Below are 14,561 nucleotides of genomic sequence, written 5' to 3' on the forward strand. Positions count from 1 at the left end.
CCCGCCTCTCCGTCCGACACCGGCCGCCCCCGCCCCTCGGCAGCGGTTCAGGCCGGCGGGACCTCGGGCGGGCCGCCCTCTGATCACTGTGATCCTCGGGCTCCTGCTCGCGGCCGTCCTGCTCCCCGGCACGGCTACCGCCGCCACTTCAAGCACCGCGACCCCTCGAACCGCCGCAGCCGTCCAGGCCGCCGCGACGGCCTCGGGCGGCGTGTACGGCCGATCCGGTCCGGCGGGCCGGCGGGTCGCGCTGGTCGGCGTCCCGGGCCTGCAGTGGAGCGACTTCAGCGAGTCAGGCACCCCCGCCCTGTGGAAGCTCGTCACCCAGGGCGGCTCGGCGTCACTGTCCACCCGCGCCGTCCCGCCCCCAGACCGCGGCATCACCTGTCCGGTCGCGGGCTGGCTGACCGTCTCCGCAGGCCAGCGCGCCGGCGCCCCCGGCCAAGGCTGCCCCTCCCCGGCGAACCCCGAGCCCTCCGGCGAAGGCGCCACCGTCCCCGGCTGGCGGGACCTGGTGGCCTTCCAGTCCGACACCGGTTACGCGGCCCAGTTGGGTACGCTCGGCCAGTTGGTGACGGACGGCGGGGGCAAGGTGGCGGCGATCGGCCCCGGAGCCGCCCTCGCCGCCGCCGACAAGACCGGAAAAATCACCAAATACGCCCCCACCCTCGACGGCCTGAACGACCTGACCCCCTACAACCTGATCGTCTTCGAGGCCGCCGACCTCGCCACCGCCTGGGCCAAGGGCCCTCTCGACGACGACGGCGTCCCGGCCTCCCTCCCTGCCGCCGAACGCCGAGCCGCCGCGACCCGGGCGGACCAGCGGATCGCCGCCCTGATCGGCAAGCTGCCGCCGGACACCACCCTCCTGCTCGCCGGCATCTCCGACGTCAACCCCAACGCCCACCTCCACGCGGCCGTCGCCACGGGACCGTCCCCGGCCGGGCAGCCGTACCCGCAGGGCTACCTCACGGCCACCTCCACCCGCCAGGACGGCCTGGTCACCATCACCGACCTCACCGCCACCGCCATCCAGCTCCTGGGCCTGACCGCCCCGCGCGACGTGGTCGGCCGCCCCTGGCAGCCCGACGGCAACGCCCCCGCCCCGGCCGCCGCCACGGTGACGCGGCTCGCCGACGGCGACCTGGCCAGTCAGGTGCTCCGTGACGTACGCGGGCCCTTCTTCACCGTCCTGGTCAGCGTCCAGCTGCTCTTCTACGCCCTCGCCGCCCTGGCGCTCCGCCGCCGCCGCTCCACCCGCGTCGGGGAGACACCGGCGTCCACCGACGACCGCAAGGCCCCGGCGAACGCCGCCACGGCGGTCGGCCGTCCCGTCTCGGGGGCGGGCGGCGAGCCGGCCGACGCCTCGAAGCTGCTGGCGGCGATCCAGGTGGTGGCGACCGTCAGCGGCGCCATCGCCGTCTCCACCTTCCTGGCCCAGCTCGTGCCCTGGTGGAGCCTGCCGACGCCGATGGCCTCGGTGATCGTGACGATCGTGGCCATCGCCGCCCTGATCACCGCCCTGGCCTTCGCCGGCCCATGGCGTACGCACGTGCTCGGCCCGCTCACCGTGGTCGCCGCCATCACCTCGCTCGCCCTCCTCATCGACGTGATGACCGGCTCGGCACTCCAGGTGAACGCCGTGACCGGCTACGAACCCGTCACCGGAGGACGTTTCTACGGCTTCAGCAACATCGCCTTCGCCGTCTACGCCACCGGCACGATCCTCGGCCTGGCCGGAGTGGCACATTGGCTGCTCGGCAGGGGTGTCTCCCGGACTGTGGTGGTGGCGCTGTGCGGCCTGTACGGCGCGTTCGCCGTCTTCGCGGACGGCTCGCCCTCGTGGGGCGCGGACTTCGGCGGTGTCCCGGCGTTCGTGATCGGGGTGGCGGTCTTCCTCATCCTGCTGTCCGGCAGGCGTGTGTCGGTGCTGAAGCTCCTCCTCGTCGGAGTGATCGCGGCCGCGCTGATCGCCGCCATCTCGTTCTTCGACTGGATGCGCCCCGCCGACAGGCGGACCCACCTCGGCGCCTTCGTCCAGCAGATCATCGACGGCCAGGCGTGGACCGTCGTCGCACGCAAGTTCGGGGCCATGATCGGCGTGACCGTGGGCAACTGGCCGCTGACGCTCCTGTCGCTGGTCGCGCTGGCGTTCCTGTTCCTGGTGCTGGCCCGCCCGTCGCGGTGGGGCGCCTCGGCGCTCGGTCAGGCGTACACGCTTGCCCCCCCGCTCAGGGCCGGCCTGTTCGGGGCGCTCACCTGCGCCTTCGTGGGCTTCCTCATGAACGACTCGGGCATCGCCATCCCGGCCATGGCGCTCACGGTGGCGGTGCCGCTGACGCTCGCGGCCTGCGTACGGGCCCTCCAGCTCGCCACGCCCACACCATCAGCAGAACGGTCAACGCCAGCAGCGCCCACGCGATCTGAGGCCTGAGGACGCCACTGAGCCATTCGGCACCCGGCGGCTGCCCGTCCACCCGGGCGGGCAGGTAGGCCAGGGACAGGACCAGCAGGTGGACGACCATGAACCCGTCAACAGCCGAGGCGCCCACCAGGGCGAGCATGCCGAACGCCAGCCCGTCGTACCAGGGCAGGATGTACGGCGTGGCGAACAGGTAGGCCACGACGAGCCCCGCCGCCACGACCGGCGCCTCCAGCCCCCCCGAATCCCGACCGGACGGGGATCGCCTGGACGCCAGGCGGAGCAGCAGCCAGGCGATGAGGGCGAGCACCACCAGAGCGCCGACCTGGATCTCCCCCCGGTACGCGCGGCCCGTGCCGACCAGGGCCCAGAGCCACCCCTGCACCAGCTTCCAGAACGACGCGTGCGAGATCGCCTTGCTGGTCGTCGTCACCGGCGTGATCGCCTCGGGCCCCACGATCGCGTAGCCGGCGACCACCACGGCCAGCGCGCCGACCGCCATGACGGCCAGCCGCCCCGGACGGCGGCGCAGCTCCCACGCGGGCCCCAGCGCCACCAGCCCCGCGTTGAGCTTCGTGGCCACCCCGAGCCCGAGCAGCACCCCCGACCGCACCGGATGTGCCCGGGCCAGCAACGCGGCCACCATGCAGACGATGGCGAGGGTGTCGGCGTGCATGCCCGCGACCAGGTGGTAGAGCAGGAGCGGATTGACCGCCCACAACAGGGCGGCACGCAGACGCCGGGCGGGGTCGTCCCGGGTGAACCGGTCGATCAGCAGCGCCGTGACGACGAAGGCGGCCGCGTTGAACACCGCCAGCACGAAGATGGTCAACCGGAGCGAGTCGCCGCCGACCCAGCTCGCCAGCGCCTGGAGCGCGGTGGCGACGGGCCCGTAGACGCTTGGCTCCTCGCGCCACGGCCGCTCGACCGCGTCGGCGACGGGATCACCCGGCAGGTCGTCGGCGCCGTGCGTGTAGGGGTTCAGCCCCAACGTGACCATCCGGCCGTACGCGGCGTAGTTGAGATGGTCGCCGGAACCCGAAGGAGGCAGGAACGCGAGCACCCCCGCCGCGAGACACCCGAGAAGCACCAGCAGCCGGGGGCTCAGCACAGGACGCGGATCGGCCAGCGCCGCGAGCAACCCGGCCCCGCCGATGACCACGGCCGCCGCGGCCAGCACGATCACCACATACGGATCAGGACCGGCATCCAGCCAGTACGGCGGCTGCCACCCCGGCCCGCCCAGCGCGGGAACCATGGGAGAGGGCCCGAGCGACCCGATCGTGATCGTCAGCAGCACCGAGACCGCGATCATCACCAGCCCGGGAACCGCGAGCCGCCCCCGAACCGCGTCGGCCAGCCGGCCCCCGTCGGCGGCAGACCAGGGAGGACGCGGCGACCCCACCCAGAAGGGTCGCGATTGTGCCTGTGTGCGGCGTCTCTCCGAAGTCACCCGCAAATTCCAGCACACTCACGACGAGCCCAGCCCCAGATCATCCACGCCTGTGGATAACCCGGAGCCCGAAAGTCAGCGCTTGGGGAGAAGTTTGCCGAGGTTTTCGACGACCACCGGCTCCCGGCTCGCCAGAGCCAGAGCCACGTCCCTCAGCTGCCGAGCCCGGTGCAACTGGGCCCGCCAGTCGTTGCCGGTGGCCCGGTGGGACATCTCCACCTCGACCTCGACGACCCTGAACCCCTTGCGCAGCAGGTCGATCGTCAGCGCCGTCTCCACGCCGAACCCGTGCGCCAGCGGCCGCGCGGCCTCGAAGGCGGCTCTGGTCAGGCAGCGCTGGCCGTTGAGCGGCTGGGCGGCCTCGAAGCCGGTGGCGCGACGGATGCCGTCCTTGGACACGCGCACGACTAAGCCGTGGCCGCCGAGCTTCACCCGCGTGCCGAACACCGCGATCGTCATGTCGGCCTTGCCCTCGCGCACGGGCTCCACCAGCGGCGCCGCGGCGCGCGCGGTGTCACCCAGGTCGGCGTCGAGGAAGAGCAGGTGGCGAGGGGTACGGCCCTCGTCGAGGAGGCGTACGGCTTCCGCACCCGTCTCCATGGCCGCGGCCTTGCCCCGGTTGCGGCTGTGGCGGACCACCCGCGCGCCCGCCGCCCGGGCCACCTTGCCGGTGCGGTCCGTCGAGCCGTCGTCGACGACCACGACGAGATCGACACCGGGCAGGCCGGCCGCCGCGGCGACGGTGGCCGCGATGCGATCGCCCTCGTTCACCGCGGGAATGACGACAGCCGTGTCAGCCTGCGTCATGATCCCTCGGTGATGAGGAACTCCTGCGGCAGCTCGTCATGCACGGTGAACACCGAGACGAGCCCCGTGACCTGCAGGATCTTACGGACGGCCGGACGCGGCGCGGCCACCTCCAGCACGCCTCCCCGCTCTTTCATGCGCTTGAGCGCCGAGAGCAGCACGTTCATCCCCGTGGAGTCGCAGAAATCCACGGCGGACATGTCGATGACCACCCGGCTGGGCCCGTCCTGCAGCAGCCGAGTGAACTCGGCCTGCAGGTGAGGCGCCGTATAGAGGTCGATTTCTCCGGTGATGGCAACGAGTGCGCACCCGGCATGTGATCGAGTCGAGACCTTGAGCTCCACATGGGCAGGCTAGCGGCGCGGAGGCTTCCGGTCACGTTGTCACGCCGAGAGGGGAACGACAGGTTTTTGTCCTCCGTTTGGGCTTCATCGAAACGGAGAGTACGCGAAGCTTGACAGCGTGACATCGGAACAGGCAACGCTTCATGGAGAAGGAGGGGCTGAGGCCCGCCCTATGGGCCTCGTATCGATGAATGCAGAGAAACCTGAAGATCCACAGCGTCAGGGGCTCCGCGAACGTCTGGAGACCATCCTCATCCGCACAGAAAAGGCCACGTCATGGCATGACGAAGCAGCGCGCCTGCGCGGTCTGCTGAACCACGAGGGCTACGTCCCGATCCGCACCAGGCTGGCGAGCGAAGACCTCGACTTCCTGGCCGGCTCACGCGCCGACCTGCTCAGGTTCGCCGAGCTCGGGCTGCGGCTGCTCGACCTGCACCAGCCGCGCGACGCGGGTGGCATCACGAGCGACACCGCCAACCCGATCCTGCGGTGCCGGAGCTGCATGTGGCGCTGGCCCTGCCCGACGTTCCGGGCGATGTCGGAGTCGTTCGGCCACCGCGACACAGCGCTCTCCGAACCCGCCTGACCCCGACAGCCAGCCCGGGGCAACCTGCGATCGAGGAGCGAAGCCACAAGCGGAAGATCGAGGCAGGACACGTGCGGGAACGTCAACCACCGGACACCAGGGGCAAGCGGATCTCGAACCGGCACCCCGGTCCTTCGTTGACCACCCCGATCATCCCATCATGCGCCTCGACGATCCCCTGGGCGATCGCCAGCCCGAGCCCGGCGCCGCCGTCGGCGGTGGGCGTACGCGCGGCCTCCCCCCGGAACGCCACCTCGAACACCCGAGGCAGATCCTCCTCGGGAATCCCCCCGCAACCGTCGGCCACCGAGAGACAGGCCATCCCCTGCTCGTCCACCCCGGCCCGCAGCACCACGACCCGGTCGGAGGGCGTGTGCCGGACGGCGTTGACGACCAGGTTCCGCAGCGCCCGGCCCAGCGCGGCCGCGTCGGCCTCCACGGGCACGGCCCCCGCCGCCTCCGCCGTGAGCACCACCCCCTTGGCCCTGGCCAGCGGCTCGACCCCGGCCAGCGTGTCGGCCACGAGGTCGGCGAGCCCGATCCTGGCCCGTGAGAGCCGCAACGCGCCCGCGTGGATCCGCGACAGCTCGAACAGGTCGTCCACCATGGCCGAGAGCCGTTCGACCTCCAGCTTGATCTGGTTGTGGTAGCGCGTGACCGTCGCGGGGTCGGCCACCACGCCGTCCTCCAGTGCCTCGGCCATGGCCCGCAGGCCGGCGAGCGGCGTGCGCAGGTCGTGGCTCACCCAGGCGACCAGTTCCCGGCGCGCGCCTTCCAGGGCGCGTTCCCGCTCGTACGCCTCCTCAAGGGTGCTCGCGATCTCCTGAAGCTCGGCCGGCAACCCCCGCGGCGCCCTGAACGGCACGTCCCGGACGGCCGCCACCAGCCGCCTGCTCTCGCCCACCACCCGCCTGGCCAGCACGAACGCCACCCCGAGCCCCACCAGGCCGCCCACCGCGACCACGCTGAGGACGAAGTCCTTGACCGCCCCCTCGATGATCATCTTCATGGTGATCGCGACCACGCCCGCCAGCGTCGCCGCCACCGCGACCACCACGACGACGGCCAGCATCACCCCGATGGACCTGGTCCGCAGCCGTCCCATCGCCCACACGCCGGCGGCCGCGATCAGCAGCCCCAGCACCGCCGAGACGGCCACGACCATGGGCAGCTCGCTCACCGACACCATGACCTCCGGGCACGTCTTCCCCAGGCACGGCTCGGCGGGCGTCACCCCGCGCTCTCCAGTGGCTCGTACCGGTATCCGACACCCCAGACCGTGACGATCCGCTGCGGCTCTGTCGGGTCCGCCTCGATCTTCTCCCGCAACCGCCGCACGTGCACGGTCACGGTCGAGGAGTCGCCGAACGACCAGCCCCACACCTGGTCGAGCAGCGCCGACCGGCTGAACGCCTGCCGCGGGTTGCGCATGAGGTAGGCCAGCAGGTCGAACTCCCTGGCCGTCAGCATCACCTGGCCGCCGCCCAGCCGCACCTCATGGGCACCGACGTCGACGACGAGGTCGCCGTCGCGCAGCACGCCGGTCCCGGCCGTGACGGACGCCCCCCGCGCCCGGCGCAGCACCGACTGGACGCGCAGCGCCAGCTCCCGCGGGCTGAACGGCTTCGTCACGTAGTCGTCCGCCCCGGTCTCCAGGCCCACCACCCGGTCGAGCTCCTCGCCGAGCGCGGTCAGCATGATCACCGGGACCGGCCACCGCTCCCTGAGCTTCCTGCACACCTGGAGCCCGTCGATCCTGGGCAGCATCAGGTCGAGCACCATGAGGTCGGGCGGATCGGCCAGCGCCCTGCGCAGCGCCTCGGCGCCGTCGCCCACGCACTCCACCTCGTGCCCGTCGCGCTCCAGATAACGCGCCACGACCTCGGACACGGTCGGATCGTCGTCGACCACCAGGATGCGGGTGTTCACCGTCTCACCGTACGGCTGAGCCCCACGTGGGCGACATGTACGTCACACATTCGTAAGCCTCGCGGATCATGCTCGGAGGACGTACGGTGGCCTCATGAGTAGAGTCGTGATGCTGGTTTTAGGGACCCTTCTCGGTCTCTTCGTGCTGTTCAACTTCCTTCTGCCCCTGCTGGCAGGTCTGTTCAAGCTCGTCCTGATCGTCGGTGTCGTGGCTCTGATCGTCTTCATCGCGGTCACCGTCGTCGGTAAGTCCCGTTCGTCGCAGTGACCTCGTTCCTGTTCGATCCGTGGCTGGTGGGGATCACCATGATGGCGATCCTCCTGCTGGCCACGTGGGCGGCCACGCTGCTGCCCGCCCTCGGCGGTGAGCGCTCCGGCTTCCCGCTGACCTACGCGCGCCGCACGGCCTTCCAGCGGCTGCGCGATCCCGACGCGGCCGGACGCCCGCGTCCAAGAGCGCCCTAGCCGAGCCCCGCTTCCGGTCAAGCGGGGCTCGCCATCATGTGTGAGCCCTGGTCCGTCGTCATGTCTGAAGGGCTCATGATCGATTCACTTGTCACGTTCGTCATCGACGTGTCCGGCGGCTACGCCGCGCTCGCCATCGTGCTGTTCACCCTCGCCGTACGCCTGGTCCTGCTGCCGCTCAACGTCCGCCAGGCGCGTACCAACCGGGTCAGGCAGCGGCTCGCGCCGGAGTTGCGGGAGTTGCGGGAGCGTCACGGGCGCGATCCCGAGCGGTTGTCCAAGGAGCTGACCGCGCTGTACGCCCGGGAAGGCACGTCCCCGTTCGCGGGGATCTTGCCGATGCTGGCGCAATTGCCGTTCATGTGGCTGATGTTCAGAGTGGCCACGCATCCGACCGCGCTGGCCGGTCACACTCTGCTCGGGGCTCCGCTGGGGCAGCAGTTCGCGGGCGTGGTGGCCAATTTCGGTCTGATCAGTTGGCCGGTTTCGGTCTTCGTCGTGATCGCGGGGCTCGTGCTGCTGGCATGGTTGTCGGCACGCTCGATCAAGGTCTCGGAGGAGCAGCCGGAGCTGCTGCGGAAGGTCATGCCGCTGCTGCCGTACGGCACGGCGCTGGCCGCGCTCGTGCTCCCCCTGGCGGCCGGCCTGTATCTCCTGGTCTCCACGGCATGGGCCGTCACCGAACGGGCCGTGCTCGCGGCCAGGACCGCCTAACCGGCCTCTTTCAGGGCCGCGACCTGCCCGTTCACCGACGCACCGTTGGGAGCGGGCAGGATGGCCCACACGGTCGTCGTGTCACCGTCGTGACGAACCCCCCAGCTCTCAGCCACGTATTCGACGATTCCCAGCCCCCGGCCCCCGAGCGAAGACAGGGTCGGGCGGCCCGCCCGCGGCTCTGTCGCCGCACCCCCGTCGCTCACCGCCACCTCGATGTGATCGTCGCTACGCATCCAGGCAACCCTCACCATGCCTGAAGGCAGCGGATGCGCGTGCCGCAGCGCGTTGCTCAGCAACTCGCTCACCACCAGCACCGCATCGTCGATCGCGGCAGTGTAGACCCCACAATCCTGCAGGTCAGTGCTCAGACGCTGGCGGGCGACGGCGACGCTGGACGGCGCGTACGGCAGCAGCACCACGCTTGACACACCCACCTCCCCGTTCCCTGTGCCCCCCGCGGGAACACTCCCCGGTACGACCGAAATGCCCCGTTAGCCAATCGCAGAAACCGCATCTCGATCACAGCTTGTACACATTGGACGATAGATCAGCTCAACTGTGACCACCTCGTTACCGCATCGGTGTGTCGGATCGGATAGGGGAAGAGCGCCTCAGAATCAACCGCATCCTCGTCCCCCCTCCGGACCTCGGTTGAGCACTCACTTCTCCCCCCTGTGCCCTGGCCAGGCTGCGCACGATGTAGAGCCCGAGCCCCACTCCACCAAAGCGCCTCCGGTCCCCGCTGTCCACCTGGACGAAGCGCTCAAAGATCCGTTCGCGGTCAGGCGGTGAGATTCCGACCCCCTCGTCATCCACCACTACGACCACGCTGTCGTCCTCAGGCCAGGCTTCAACACAGATCAATCCACCCATTGGAGAATATTTAAACGCGTTCTCCAGCAATTGCCCCAAAACGATGTCGGTTGCCAGGGCGTCGCCCAGCACCGGCGGCAATTCGTCCGGGATGCGGACCTCGACGCGGTGGCGGTCGGACAACACGGGAAGGCCGAGCGTGGCCGCGTGGATCCGGGCCGCGAGGTCGAACGCCTCGATCCGCACCGCCAGCTCGTCCGCGCCCGCCCTGGCCCCCAGCAGCAGGTGGTCCATGAGCTGCCCCAGCGAGCCGGCCCGCTCGGCGATCGTGTGCACGGCCGAGCGCCGTTCGGAGTCGCTCATCTTGTCCCAGCGCGCGTCGAGCGTGCCGGCGAACCCCCGCACGATCGTGATCGGCGTACGCAGCTCGTGGCTGGTCGTGGCCAGGAAGAGGTCTTTGGCCTCCTCCAGCTCCTTGGCCCTGGTGACGTCGCGGAAGTCGATGACGATCTCGCCGGTCTCCTCGATCTTCGCGCTCACCACGTCCAGCCACCGGCCGTTGTCCATCTGGAACGTCAGCTTCTCCCCGGGGCCGGGCAGCGGGAACGGCGGCGGCCCGCCGATCACGGCCTCGGCCGGGAAGGCGGTCAGCTCGGCCGCGGCGGGGTTCCAGCGCACGACCCGGCCGGCGTCGTCCAGCACGGCGATGCCGTCGGCGCTGGCGTCGAACACGGCCCGCTCGTGCGCTCGCTGCCGGACCGCCTCCTGGTAGGCCACCGCGTTGCCGACCGCGATGCCGGCGTGCCCGGCCAGCAGTTCGAGCAGCTCCAGCTCCAGGTGGCCCGGGGCAGGTCCGGCGAACAGCGCGTAGAGGGCGCCGTAGGGGCGGCCGCCGACCGCGGCCAGGCCGAGCGCTATCGTGTGCAGCCCGTTGAGCCTGGCCCACACCAGGTCGTCGAGCCCGTGGGACTCCAGCATCACGGTCTTGCCCGTGCGTAAGAGCTTGTCCACCAGGCTCGTCCGCAGGCCGGTGGTGGTGCCCCTGAGCGTCTCCGGCAGCCGGTACGTGCTCACCAGCCGCAGCCGCTCCCCCTCGATCAGCACGAACCCGCCCGCGTCCGCGCCCGTCAGCTCGGTGAGGCTGGCCGAGATCCGGTCGAGCACGGCCGGCAGCTCCAGCTCGGAGTTGATGTCGGCGACCACGTCGGTGAGCCGGCGCACCAGCCTGGCCCGGCGTTCCATGCGCAGCCCGGCCGCCTCGTCGGCGCGGGCGAGGTGGTGGACGCAGACGTAGCCGACCACGGAGTTGCCCATGCGCAGGGCGTTGATGTCCACCCGCAGGTCGAGCGCGCTGCCGTCCTTGTGGACGCGCTTGGTGCGGACCGACACCTGCCCTCCGGTCCGTACGCGCTCCAGCACCGCGTTGTGCTCGGCGGTCAGCTCGTCGGGGACGATCGGGGCCCGGCGCCCCAGCATCTCGGCGGCGGTCCAGCCGAACAGCTGCTCGGCCGCCGCGTTCCAGACCAGCACGCTCTGGTCGCGGTCGAGCGCCACCACGGCGTTGGGGGAACCGGCGAGCACGGCACGAGCGATCTCCTCGTCACTACCGACCCATGCGTACCCCACACCTCCATAGTGCACGTGGCGTGGTGGGTCTGACGGGCGATCCGTCCGATACGCTGCGCTCACGAAGATTCCGGTGGCTGAAACGGGTGAGAGGCATGTCGAGCAGCGACCTCGATGCCCTGCTGAGAGTGACCTCCAGCACCTACAGGGGCGAGGGGCCGCCTGACATCGCGTTCGGCACCTACGACGGCGCCGTGGGCAGGCTGGTCCTGGCGGTGACCGGCAAAGGCATCGCGGCCTGCAGTTTCGAGGCCGAGAACACCGTGTACGAGCGGGTGGCCAAGGAGGTCGGCACGTTCATCGGGCCCGACGCCCGCCGCCTCGACCCGGTGCGCCGGGAGCTCGACGCGTACTTCTCCGGGCGCCTGCGCACGTTCGCCACGCCGGTCGACCTCGCGCTGGCCACATCGTTCGCCCGTACCGTGCTGCAGAAGACCATGGCCGTCCCTTACGGCACGACCACGACGTACGAGGAGATCGGCGCGAGCATCGGACGGCCGCGCGCGCTGCGCGCGGTCGGCAACGCGGTCGGCGCCAACCCGGTGTGCGTGATCGTGCCCTGTCATCGGGTGGTCCGCGAGGGCGGCGAGCTCGGCGACTACGCCGGAGGCGTGGCCGCCAAGCAGCACCTGCTCAACGTCGAGCGCCGCGTCTCAGCGGGCCTCTGACCGGCGCAGGCCCCGGGTGAGCCCGCCGATGAGCAGCGTCACCAGGGCGGCGACCAGCGCGCCGCCGAGCGCGCCGTTCATCCACGTCTCCCGCGTGAAGCCGACCGCGTCACGGGCGCCCGCCCAGAAATCGTCCCAACCGGCGACCGTGGGCGTCGAGGTGGTGAACCAGTAGGCGGCGAAGCCGAGCGCCCACGGCAGCAGCATCAGCCAGCGCGAGGGCGCGTCCTCGGCGGTGTTCCACCGGGCGGCGCCGCCGAGCACGAAGTAGTCGACGGCCAGCACCGCGAACATCGGCACGAACACCGCGCCGATCACCCCGAGGAAGGCGCCGTAGGAGGTGACGTCCACGACCAGGGCGATCGCGGTGGTGAGCACGCCGATCGCGGTCGAGACGACCCGCCGGTCCACGTTCGGCATCAGGTTCTGGAGCGAGACGGTGGTGGAGTAGACGTTGGCGAAGGACTGGTCGGTCTCGCGCAGCACCAGGATGCCGAAGAACAGCGCGCCCAGCGGCGCCGCGACGAACGGCTGGAACACGACCATGCCGTCGGCCGCGACCGCCTGCGCGCCCGCGACGGCCACCGCGTACACGCCGAGGGCCAGGCAGGCCACCTGGGCGACGGTGTAGCCGCCGACGACGCCGGTGAAGGCGGCCCGGCTGGAGCGCGAGTGCCTGGCGAAGTCGGCGGCCATCGGCACCCACGACACCGACAGGGCGATCACGTAGTCGACGGCCGGGGCGAAGGCCGTCCACGACCCGCCCGTGTACGTCGGCGCCTCGCCCAGGAACGACACGGTGAACCAGATCAGCGACACGATCACGCCCGCGGTCACGTACCGGCGCAGCAGCCTGATCGACCCGAGCGGCCAGACGGCGAGCGCGGTGGTCAGCACCCCCGCCACCACCACCCACACCTGGTACGGGACGCTCCCGAAGATCGCGCTCGCGGCCTTGGCGATCACCCAGAGCTCGAAGGCCCCCCAGCCGAGCATCTGCACGATGTTCAGCACGGACGGGACGTACGACATCTTCGCCCCGAACAGCCCGCGCAGCAGCACCATCGCCGGCCGTCCGGTCTGCGTGCCGGGAATGGCCGACAGGCCGACCATGGCCGTGCCGATGAGGCTGCCGACCACGGCGGCCGTGAGCGCGGCCACGAGACTGAGCGGCGCGCCGCCCAGCGGGTCGATCAGGATGAGCGCCCCGGAGAAGCCGAGGAGACTGACGCCGAGGTTGGCCCAGAGCGCGCCCTGGTCGAGGACGCCGAGGGTCTTGGGGGGCGCGCCGTCAAGGGTCAGCGGAACTTCGTCGACGACATGCGTCATCGCACACTCCCTACGCCGGCATTACCCGGACAGGTTCAGGCGGTCGGCAGCGGCTGTGTTGCTGCCCTCTCAGCCCGGCACCCCGAGCTCCCGCGACTATGCAGTTGGCGCCCTCATCATGCCTCAATGGCGGCAGAACCGCCACAGCGGGGCATTCAGGCCACGAACGGCTGCTGCCCGGTCTCGCTGACCATCGGACGGCGCGCGAACTCCCACGACTGCATGCCGCCGCCCACGTTGACGGCGTCGCGCCCGAGCTGGTTGAGCCACGCCGCGACCTGCAACGACCGGCCGCCCACCCGGCACACCACGTAGACCGTGCGGTCGGCGGGCACCTCCTCGACCCTGCCCTGGATCTGCGACATGGGGATGTGCACGGCCTCGGGGGCATGGCCGGCGAGCCATTCGTCCTGCTCGCGGACGTCGAGCAGGAAGGCGTCGTCGGGGACGGCGGTGGCCTCGATCTCTGGAACGGTCATGCGTCCATCATCCCGCGCCCCGGACCCTACTTGAGCAGGCGCGACATCCGCCGGTCGGCCAGCGGCCTACCGCCCGTCTGGCAGGTCGGGCAGTACTGGAGCGAGGAGTCGGCGAACGACACCTCGCGGATCGTGTCGCCGCACACGTCGCACGGCTGGCCCGCCCGGTTGTGCACGCGCAGCCCGGACTTCTTCTCGGCCTTGAGGTCCTTGGCCGCCAGCCCGTGCGCCCGCTCGACGGCGTCGCGCAACGTCGTCACGATGGCCTCGTGCAGGTCGGCGATCTGCGCGTCGGTCAGTGTCGCCGCGATCTTGAACGGTGACATCCTGGCGGCGTGCAGCACCTCGTCGGAGTAGGCGTTGCCGATGCCGGCGATCACCTTCTGGTCGCGCAGCAGGCCCTTGATCTGGGTACGGTTGCCGCCCACGATGCGCTTGAGCGCCTCGACGGTGAAGGAGTCGTCGAGCGGGTCGGGGCCCAGGACGGCGACGCCCGGGACGTCCTCCGGCTTGTCGGTGACGTAGACGGCCAGCCGTTTCTGCGTGCCGGCCTCGGTGAGCTCGAACCCGGGGGCCAGGCCGTCGTCGTCGGGCGCCAGCCGTACGCGTACGGCCAGCGGCCCCTTGCCCGGACGCACCGGCCGCGCGCCGGACAGGTCGTCACGCCAGCGCAGCCAGCCGGCGCGGGCCAGGTGGATGATCAGGTGCAGTCCGTCGCAGTCGAGGTCGAGGAACTTGCCGTGCCTCGACACGCCCGTGACGGTGAGCCCGCCGAGCGCGGTGACCGGCGGGTCGAACGTCTTGAGCGCCTGGAAGGCGACGACGTCCACGCCCGCGATCGAACGGCCGACCGCCCGCTCGCGCAGGAAGTGGGTGAGCGACTCCACTTCGGGAAGTTCCGGCATGCCACCAGGGTATGGCGC

The 14,561-nt window shown here is 71.0% G+C and carries 16 protein-coding genes and 1 riboswitch; of the genes, 6 read left to right on the plus strand and 10 right to left on the minus strand.

Annotated elements, in window-relative coordinates; all coding sequences use genetic code 11:
- The first annotated feature begins 88 nt into the window (after window positions 1–88).
- Window positions 89–2,434: a hypothetical protein gene (locus tag ACIHAD_RS25295; protein ID WP_397357079.1), complete on the plus strand. Its 2,346-nt coding sequence runs from the start codon at window positions 89–91 to the stop codon at window positions 2,432–2,434.
- On the opposite strand, the gene mptB is transcribed toward ACIHAD_RS25295, so the two are convergent.
- From mptB to ACIHAD_RS25310, 3 genes are all read right to left on the minus strand, one after another.
- Window positions 2,319–3,737 carry a polyprenol phosphomannose-dependent alpha 1,6 mannosyltransferase MptB gene (gene mptB / locus ACIHAD_RS25300; protein ID WP_397357161.1) on the minus strand — a complete coding sequence of 473 codons (1,419 nt, stop codon included), beginning with the start codon at window positions 3,735–3,737 and terminating at the stop codon, window positions 2,319–2,321. The two genes, ACIHAD_RS25295 and mptB, sit on opposite strands and share 116 nt — an antisense overlap.
- Window positions 3,738–3,950: 213 nt before the next feature.
- A complete protein-coding gene (locus ACIHAD_RS25305) occupies window positions 3,951–4,682 on the minus strand; it encodes a glycosyltransferase family 2 protein (protein WP_397357080.1) in 732 nt (243 codons plus the stop codon).
- Window positions 4,679–5,026, minus strand: a complete 348-nt coding sequence (locus ACIHAD_RS25310) for an STAS domain-containing protein (RefSeq protein WP_357693099.1) — start codon at window positions 5,024–5,026, stop codon at window positions 4,679–4,681. The genes ACIHAD_RS25305 and ACIHAD_RS25310 overlap by 4 nt, the downstream gene beginning before the upstream one ends.
- A 187-nt stretch (window positions 5,027–5,213) precedes the next feature.
- On the opposite strand from ACIHAD_RS25310, the gene ACIHAD_RS25315 reads away from it, so the two are divergent.
- Entirely contained in the window at window positions 5,214–5,612 is a 399-nt protein-coding gene (locus ACIHAD_RS25315) for a hypothetical protein (RefSeq protein ID WP_397357081.1), read from the plus strand.
- Window positions 5,613–5,694: 82 nt separating this feature from the next.
- Here the strand turns inward: ACIHAD_RS25315 and ACIHAD_RS25320 are convergent, their stop codons facing one another.
- Together ACIHAD_RS25320 and ACIHAD_RS25325 are read right to left on the minus strand one after the other, a co-directional pair.
- Window positions 5,695–6,846 (minus strand): sensor histidine kinase, encoded by a 1,152-nt coding sequence (locus tag ACIHAD_RS25320; RefSeq protein WP_397357082.1) that lies wholly within the window; start codon window positions 6,844–6,846, stop codon window positions 5,695–5,697.
- A complete protein-coding gene (locus ACIHAD_RS25325) occupies window positions 6,843–7,541 on the minus strand; it encodes a response regulator transcription factor (RefSeq protein WP_397357083.1) in 699 nt (232 codons plus the stop codon). The genes ACIHAD_RS25320 and ACIHAD_RS25325 overlap by 4 nt, the downstream gene beginning before the upstream one ends.
- Before the next feature lie 94 nt (window positions 7,542–7,635).
- Between ACIHAD_RS25325 and ACIHAD_RS25330 the strand changes: the two genes are divergently transcribed.
- The 3 genes from ACIHAD_RS25330 (at window position 7,636) to ACIHAD_RS25340 (ending at window position 8,720) form a co-directional block, all read left to right on the plus strand.
- Window positions 7,636–7,809 (plus strand): hypothetical protein, encoded by a 174-nt coding sequence (locus ACIHAD_RS25330; protein ID WP_352363275.1) that lies wholly within the window; start codon window positions 7,636–7,638, stop codon window positions 7,807–7,809.
- Complete coding sequence (locus ACIHAD_RS25335; RefSeq protein ID WP_397357084.1) at window positions 7,806–8,006, plus strand: DUF6412 domain-containing protein; 201 nt, start codon at window positions 7,806–7,808, stop codon at window positions 8,004–8,006. Before ACIHAD_RS25330 ends, ACIHAD_RS25335 begins: the two co-directional genes overlap by 4 nt.
- Window positions 8,007–8,081: 75 nt before the next feature.
- Entirely contained in the window at window positions 8,082–8,720 is a 639-nt protein-coding gene (locus ACIHAD_RS25340) for a YidC/Oxa1 family membrane protein insertase (RefSeq protein ID WP_397357085.1), read from the plus strand.
- On the opposite strand, the gene ACIHAD_RS25345 is transcribed toward ACIHAD_RS25340, so the two are convergent.
- Complete coding sequence (locus ACIHAD_RS25345; protein ID WP_357693112.1) at window positions 8,717–9,142, minus strand: ATP-binding protein; 426 nt, start codon at window positions 9,140–9,142, stop codon at window positions 8,717–8,719. The genes ACIHAD_RS25340 and ACIHAD_RS25345 overlap by 4 nt on opposite strands.
- 151 nt (window positions 9,143–9,293) lie before the next feature.
- Entirely contained in the window at window positions 9,294–11,162 is a 1,869-nt protein-coding gene (locus tag ACIHAD_RS25350) for a PAS domain S-box protein (RefSeq protein WP_397357086.1), read from the minus strand.
- Between the two features lie 95 nt (window positions 11,163–11,257).
- Between ACIHAD_RS25350 and ACIHAD_RS25355 the strand changes: the two genes are divergently transcribed.
- Complete coding sequence (locus ACIHAD_RS25355) at window positions 11,258–11,830, plus strand: methylated-DNA--[protein]-cysteine S-methyltransferase (RefSeq protein WP_397357087.1); 573 nt, start codon at window positions 11,258–11,260, stop codon at window positions 11,828–11,830.
- On the opposite strand, the gene ACIHAD_RS25360 is transcribed toward ACIHAD_RS25355, so the two are convergent.
- From ACIHAD_RS25360 to ACIHAD_RS25370, 3 genes are all read right to left on the minus strand, one after another.
- Complete coding sequence (locus ACIHAD_RS25360; protein WP_397357088.1) at window positions 11,816–13,159, minus strand: purine-cytosine permease family protein; 1,344 nt, start codon at window positions 13,157–13,159, stop codon at window positions 11,816–11,818. The genes ACIHAD_RS25355 and ACIHAD_RS25360 overlap by 15 nt on opposite strands.
- Window positions 13,150–13,263, minus strand: a riboswitch (TPP riboswitch). Its footprint overlaps the gene before it by 10 nt.
- A gap of 51 nt (window positions 13,264–13,314) precedes the next feature.
- Window positions 13,315–13,638: a rhodanese-like domain-containing protein gene (locus ACIHAD_RS25365; RefSeq protein ID WP_397357089.1), complete on the minus strand. Its 324-nt coding sequence runs from the start codon at window positions 13,636–13,638 to the stop codon at window positions 13,315–13,317.
- A gap of 26 nt (window positions 13,639–13,664) precedes the next feature.
- Window positions 13,665–14,543, minus strand: a complete 879-nt coding sequence (locus ACIHAD_RS25370) for an Fpg/Nei family DNA glycosylase (RefSeq protein ID WP_397357091.1) — start codon at window positions 14,541–14,543, stop codon at window positions 13,665–13,667.
- Between the last annotated feature and the right edge of the window lie 18 nt (window positions 14,544–14,561).

Source organism: Nonomuraea sp. NPDC052265 (assembly GCF_044547985.1).
Classification (GTDB): Bacteria; Actinomycetota; Actinomycetes; order Streptosporangiales; family Streptosporangiaceae; genus Nonomuraea.

Bases quoted from the DNA above. Each gene is read 5' to 3' on its own strand.
- ACIHAD_RS25305 (WP_397357080.1), bottom strand. From the start codon at position 4,682: ATGACGCAGGCTGACACGGCTGTCGTCATTCCCGCGGTGAACGAGGGC.
- mptB (WP_397357161.1), bottom strand. From the start codon at position 3,737: ATGATCGCGGTCTCGGTGCTGCTGACGATCACGATCGGGTCGCTCGGG.
- ACIHAD_RS25315 (WP_397357081.1), top strand. From the start codon at position 5,214: ATGAATGCAGAGAAACCTGAAGATCCACAGCGTCAGGGGCTCCGCGAA.
- ACIHAD_RS25370 (WP_397357091.1), bottom strand. From the start codon at position 14,543: ATGCCGGAACTTCCCGAAGTGGAGTCGCTCACCCACTTCCTGCGCGAG.
- ACIHAD_RS25340 (WP_397357085.1), top strand. From the start codon at position 8,082: ATGATCGATTCACTTGTCACGTTCGTCATCGACGTGTCCGGCGGCTAC.
- ACIHAD_RS25330 (WP_352363275.1), top strand. From the start codon at position 7,636: ATGAGTAGAGTCGTGATGCTGGTTTTAGGGACCCTTCTCGGTCTCTTC.
- ACIHAD_RS25360 (WP_397357088.1), bottom strand. From the start codon at position 13,159: ATGACGCATGTCGTCGACGAAGTTCCGCTGACCCTTGACGGCGCGCCC.
- ACIHAD_RS25355 (WP_397357087.1), top strand. From the start codon at position 11,258: ATGTCGAGCAGCGACCTCGATGCCCTGCTGAGAGTGACCTCCAGCACC.
- ACIHAD_RS25365 (WP_397357089.1), bottom strand. From the start codon at position 13,638: ATGACCGTTCCAGAGATCGAGGCCACCGCCGTCCCCGACGACGCCTTC.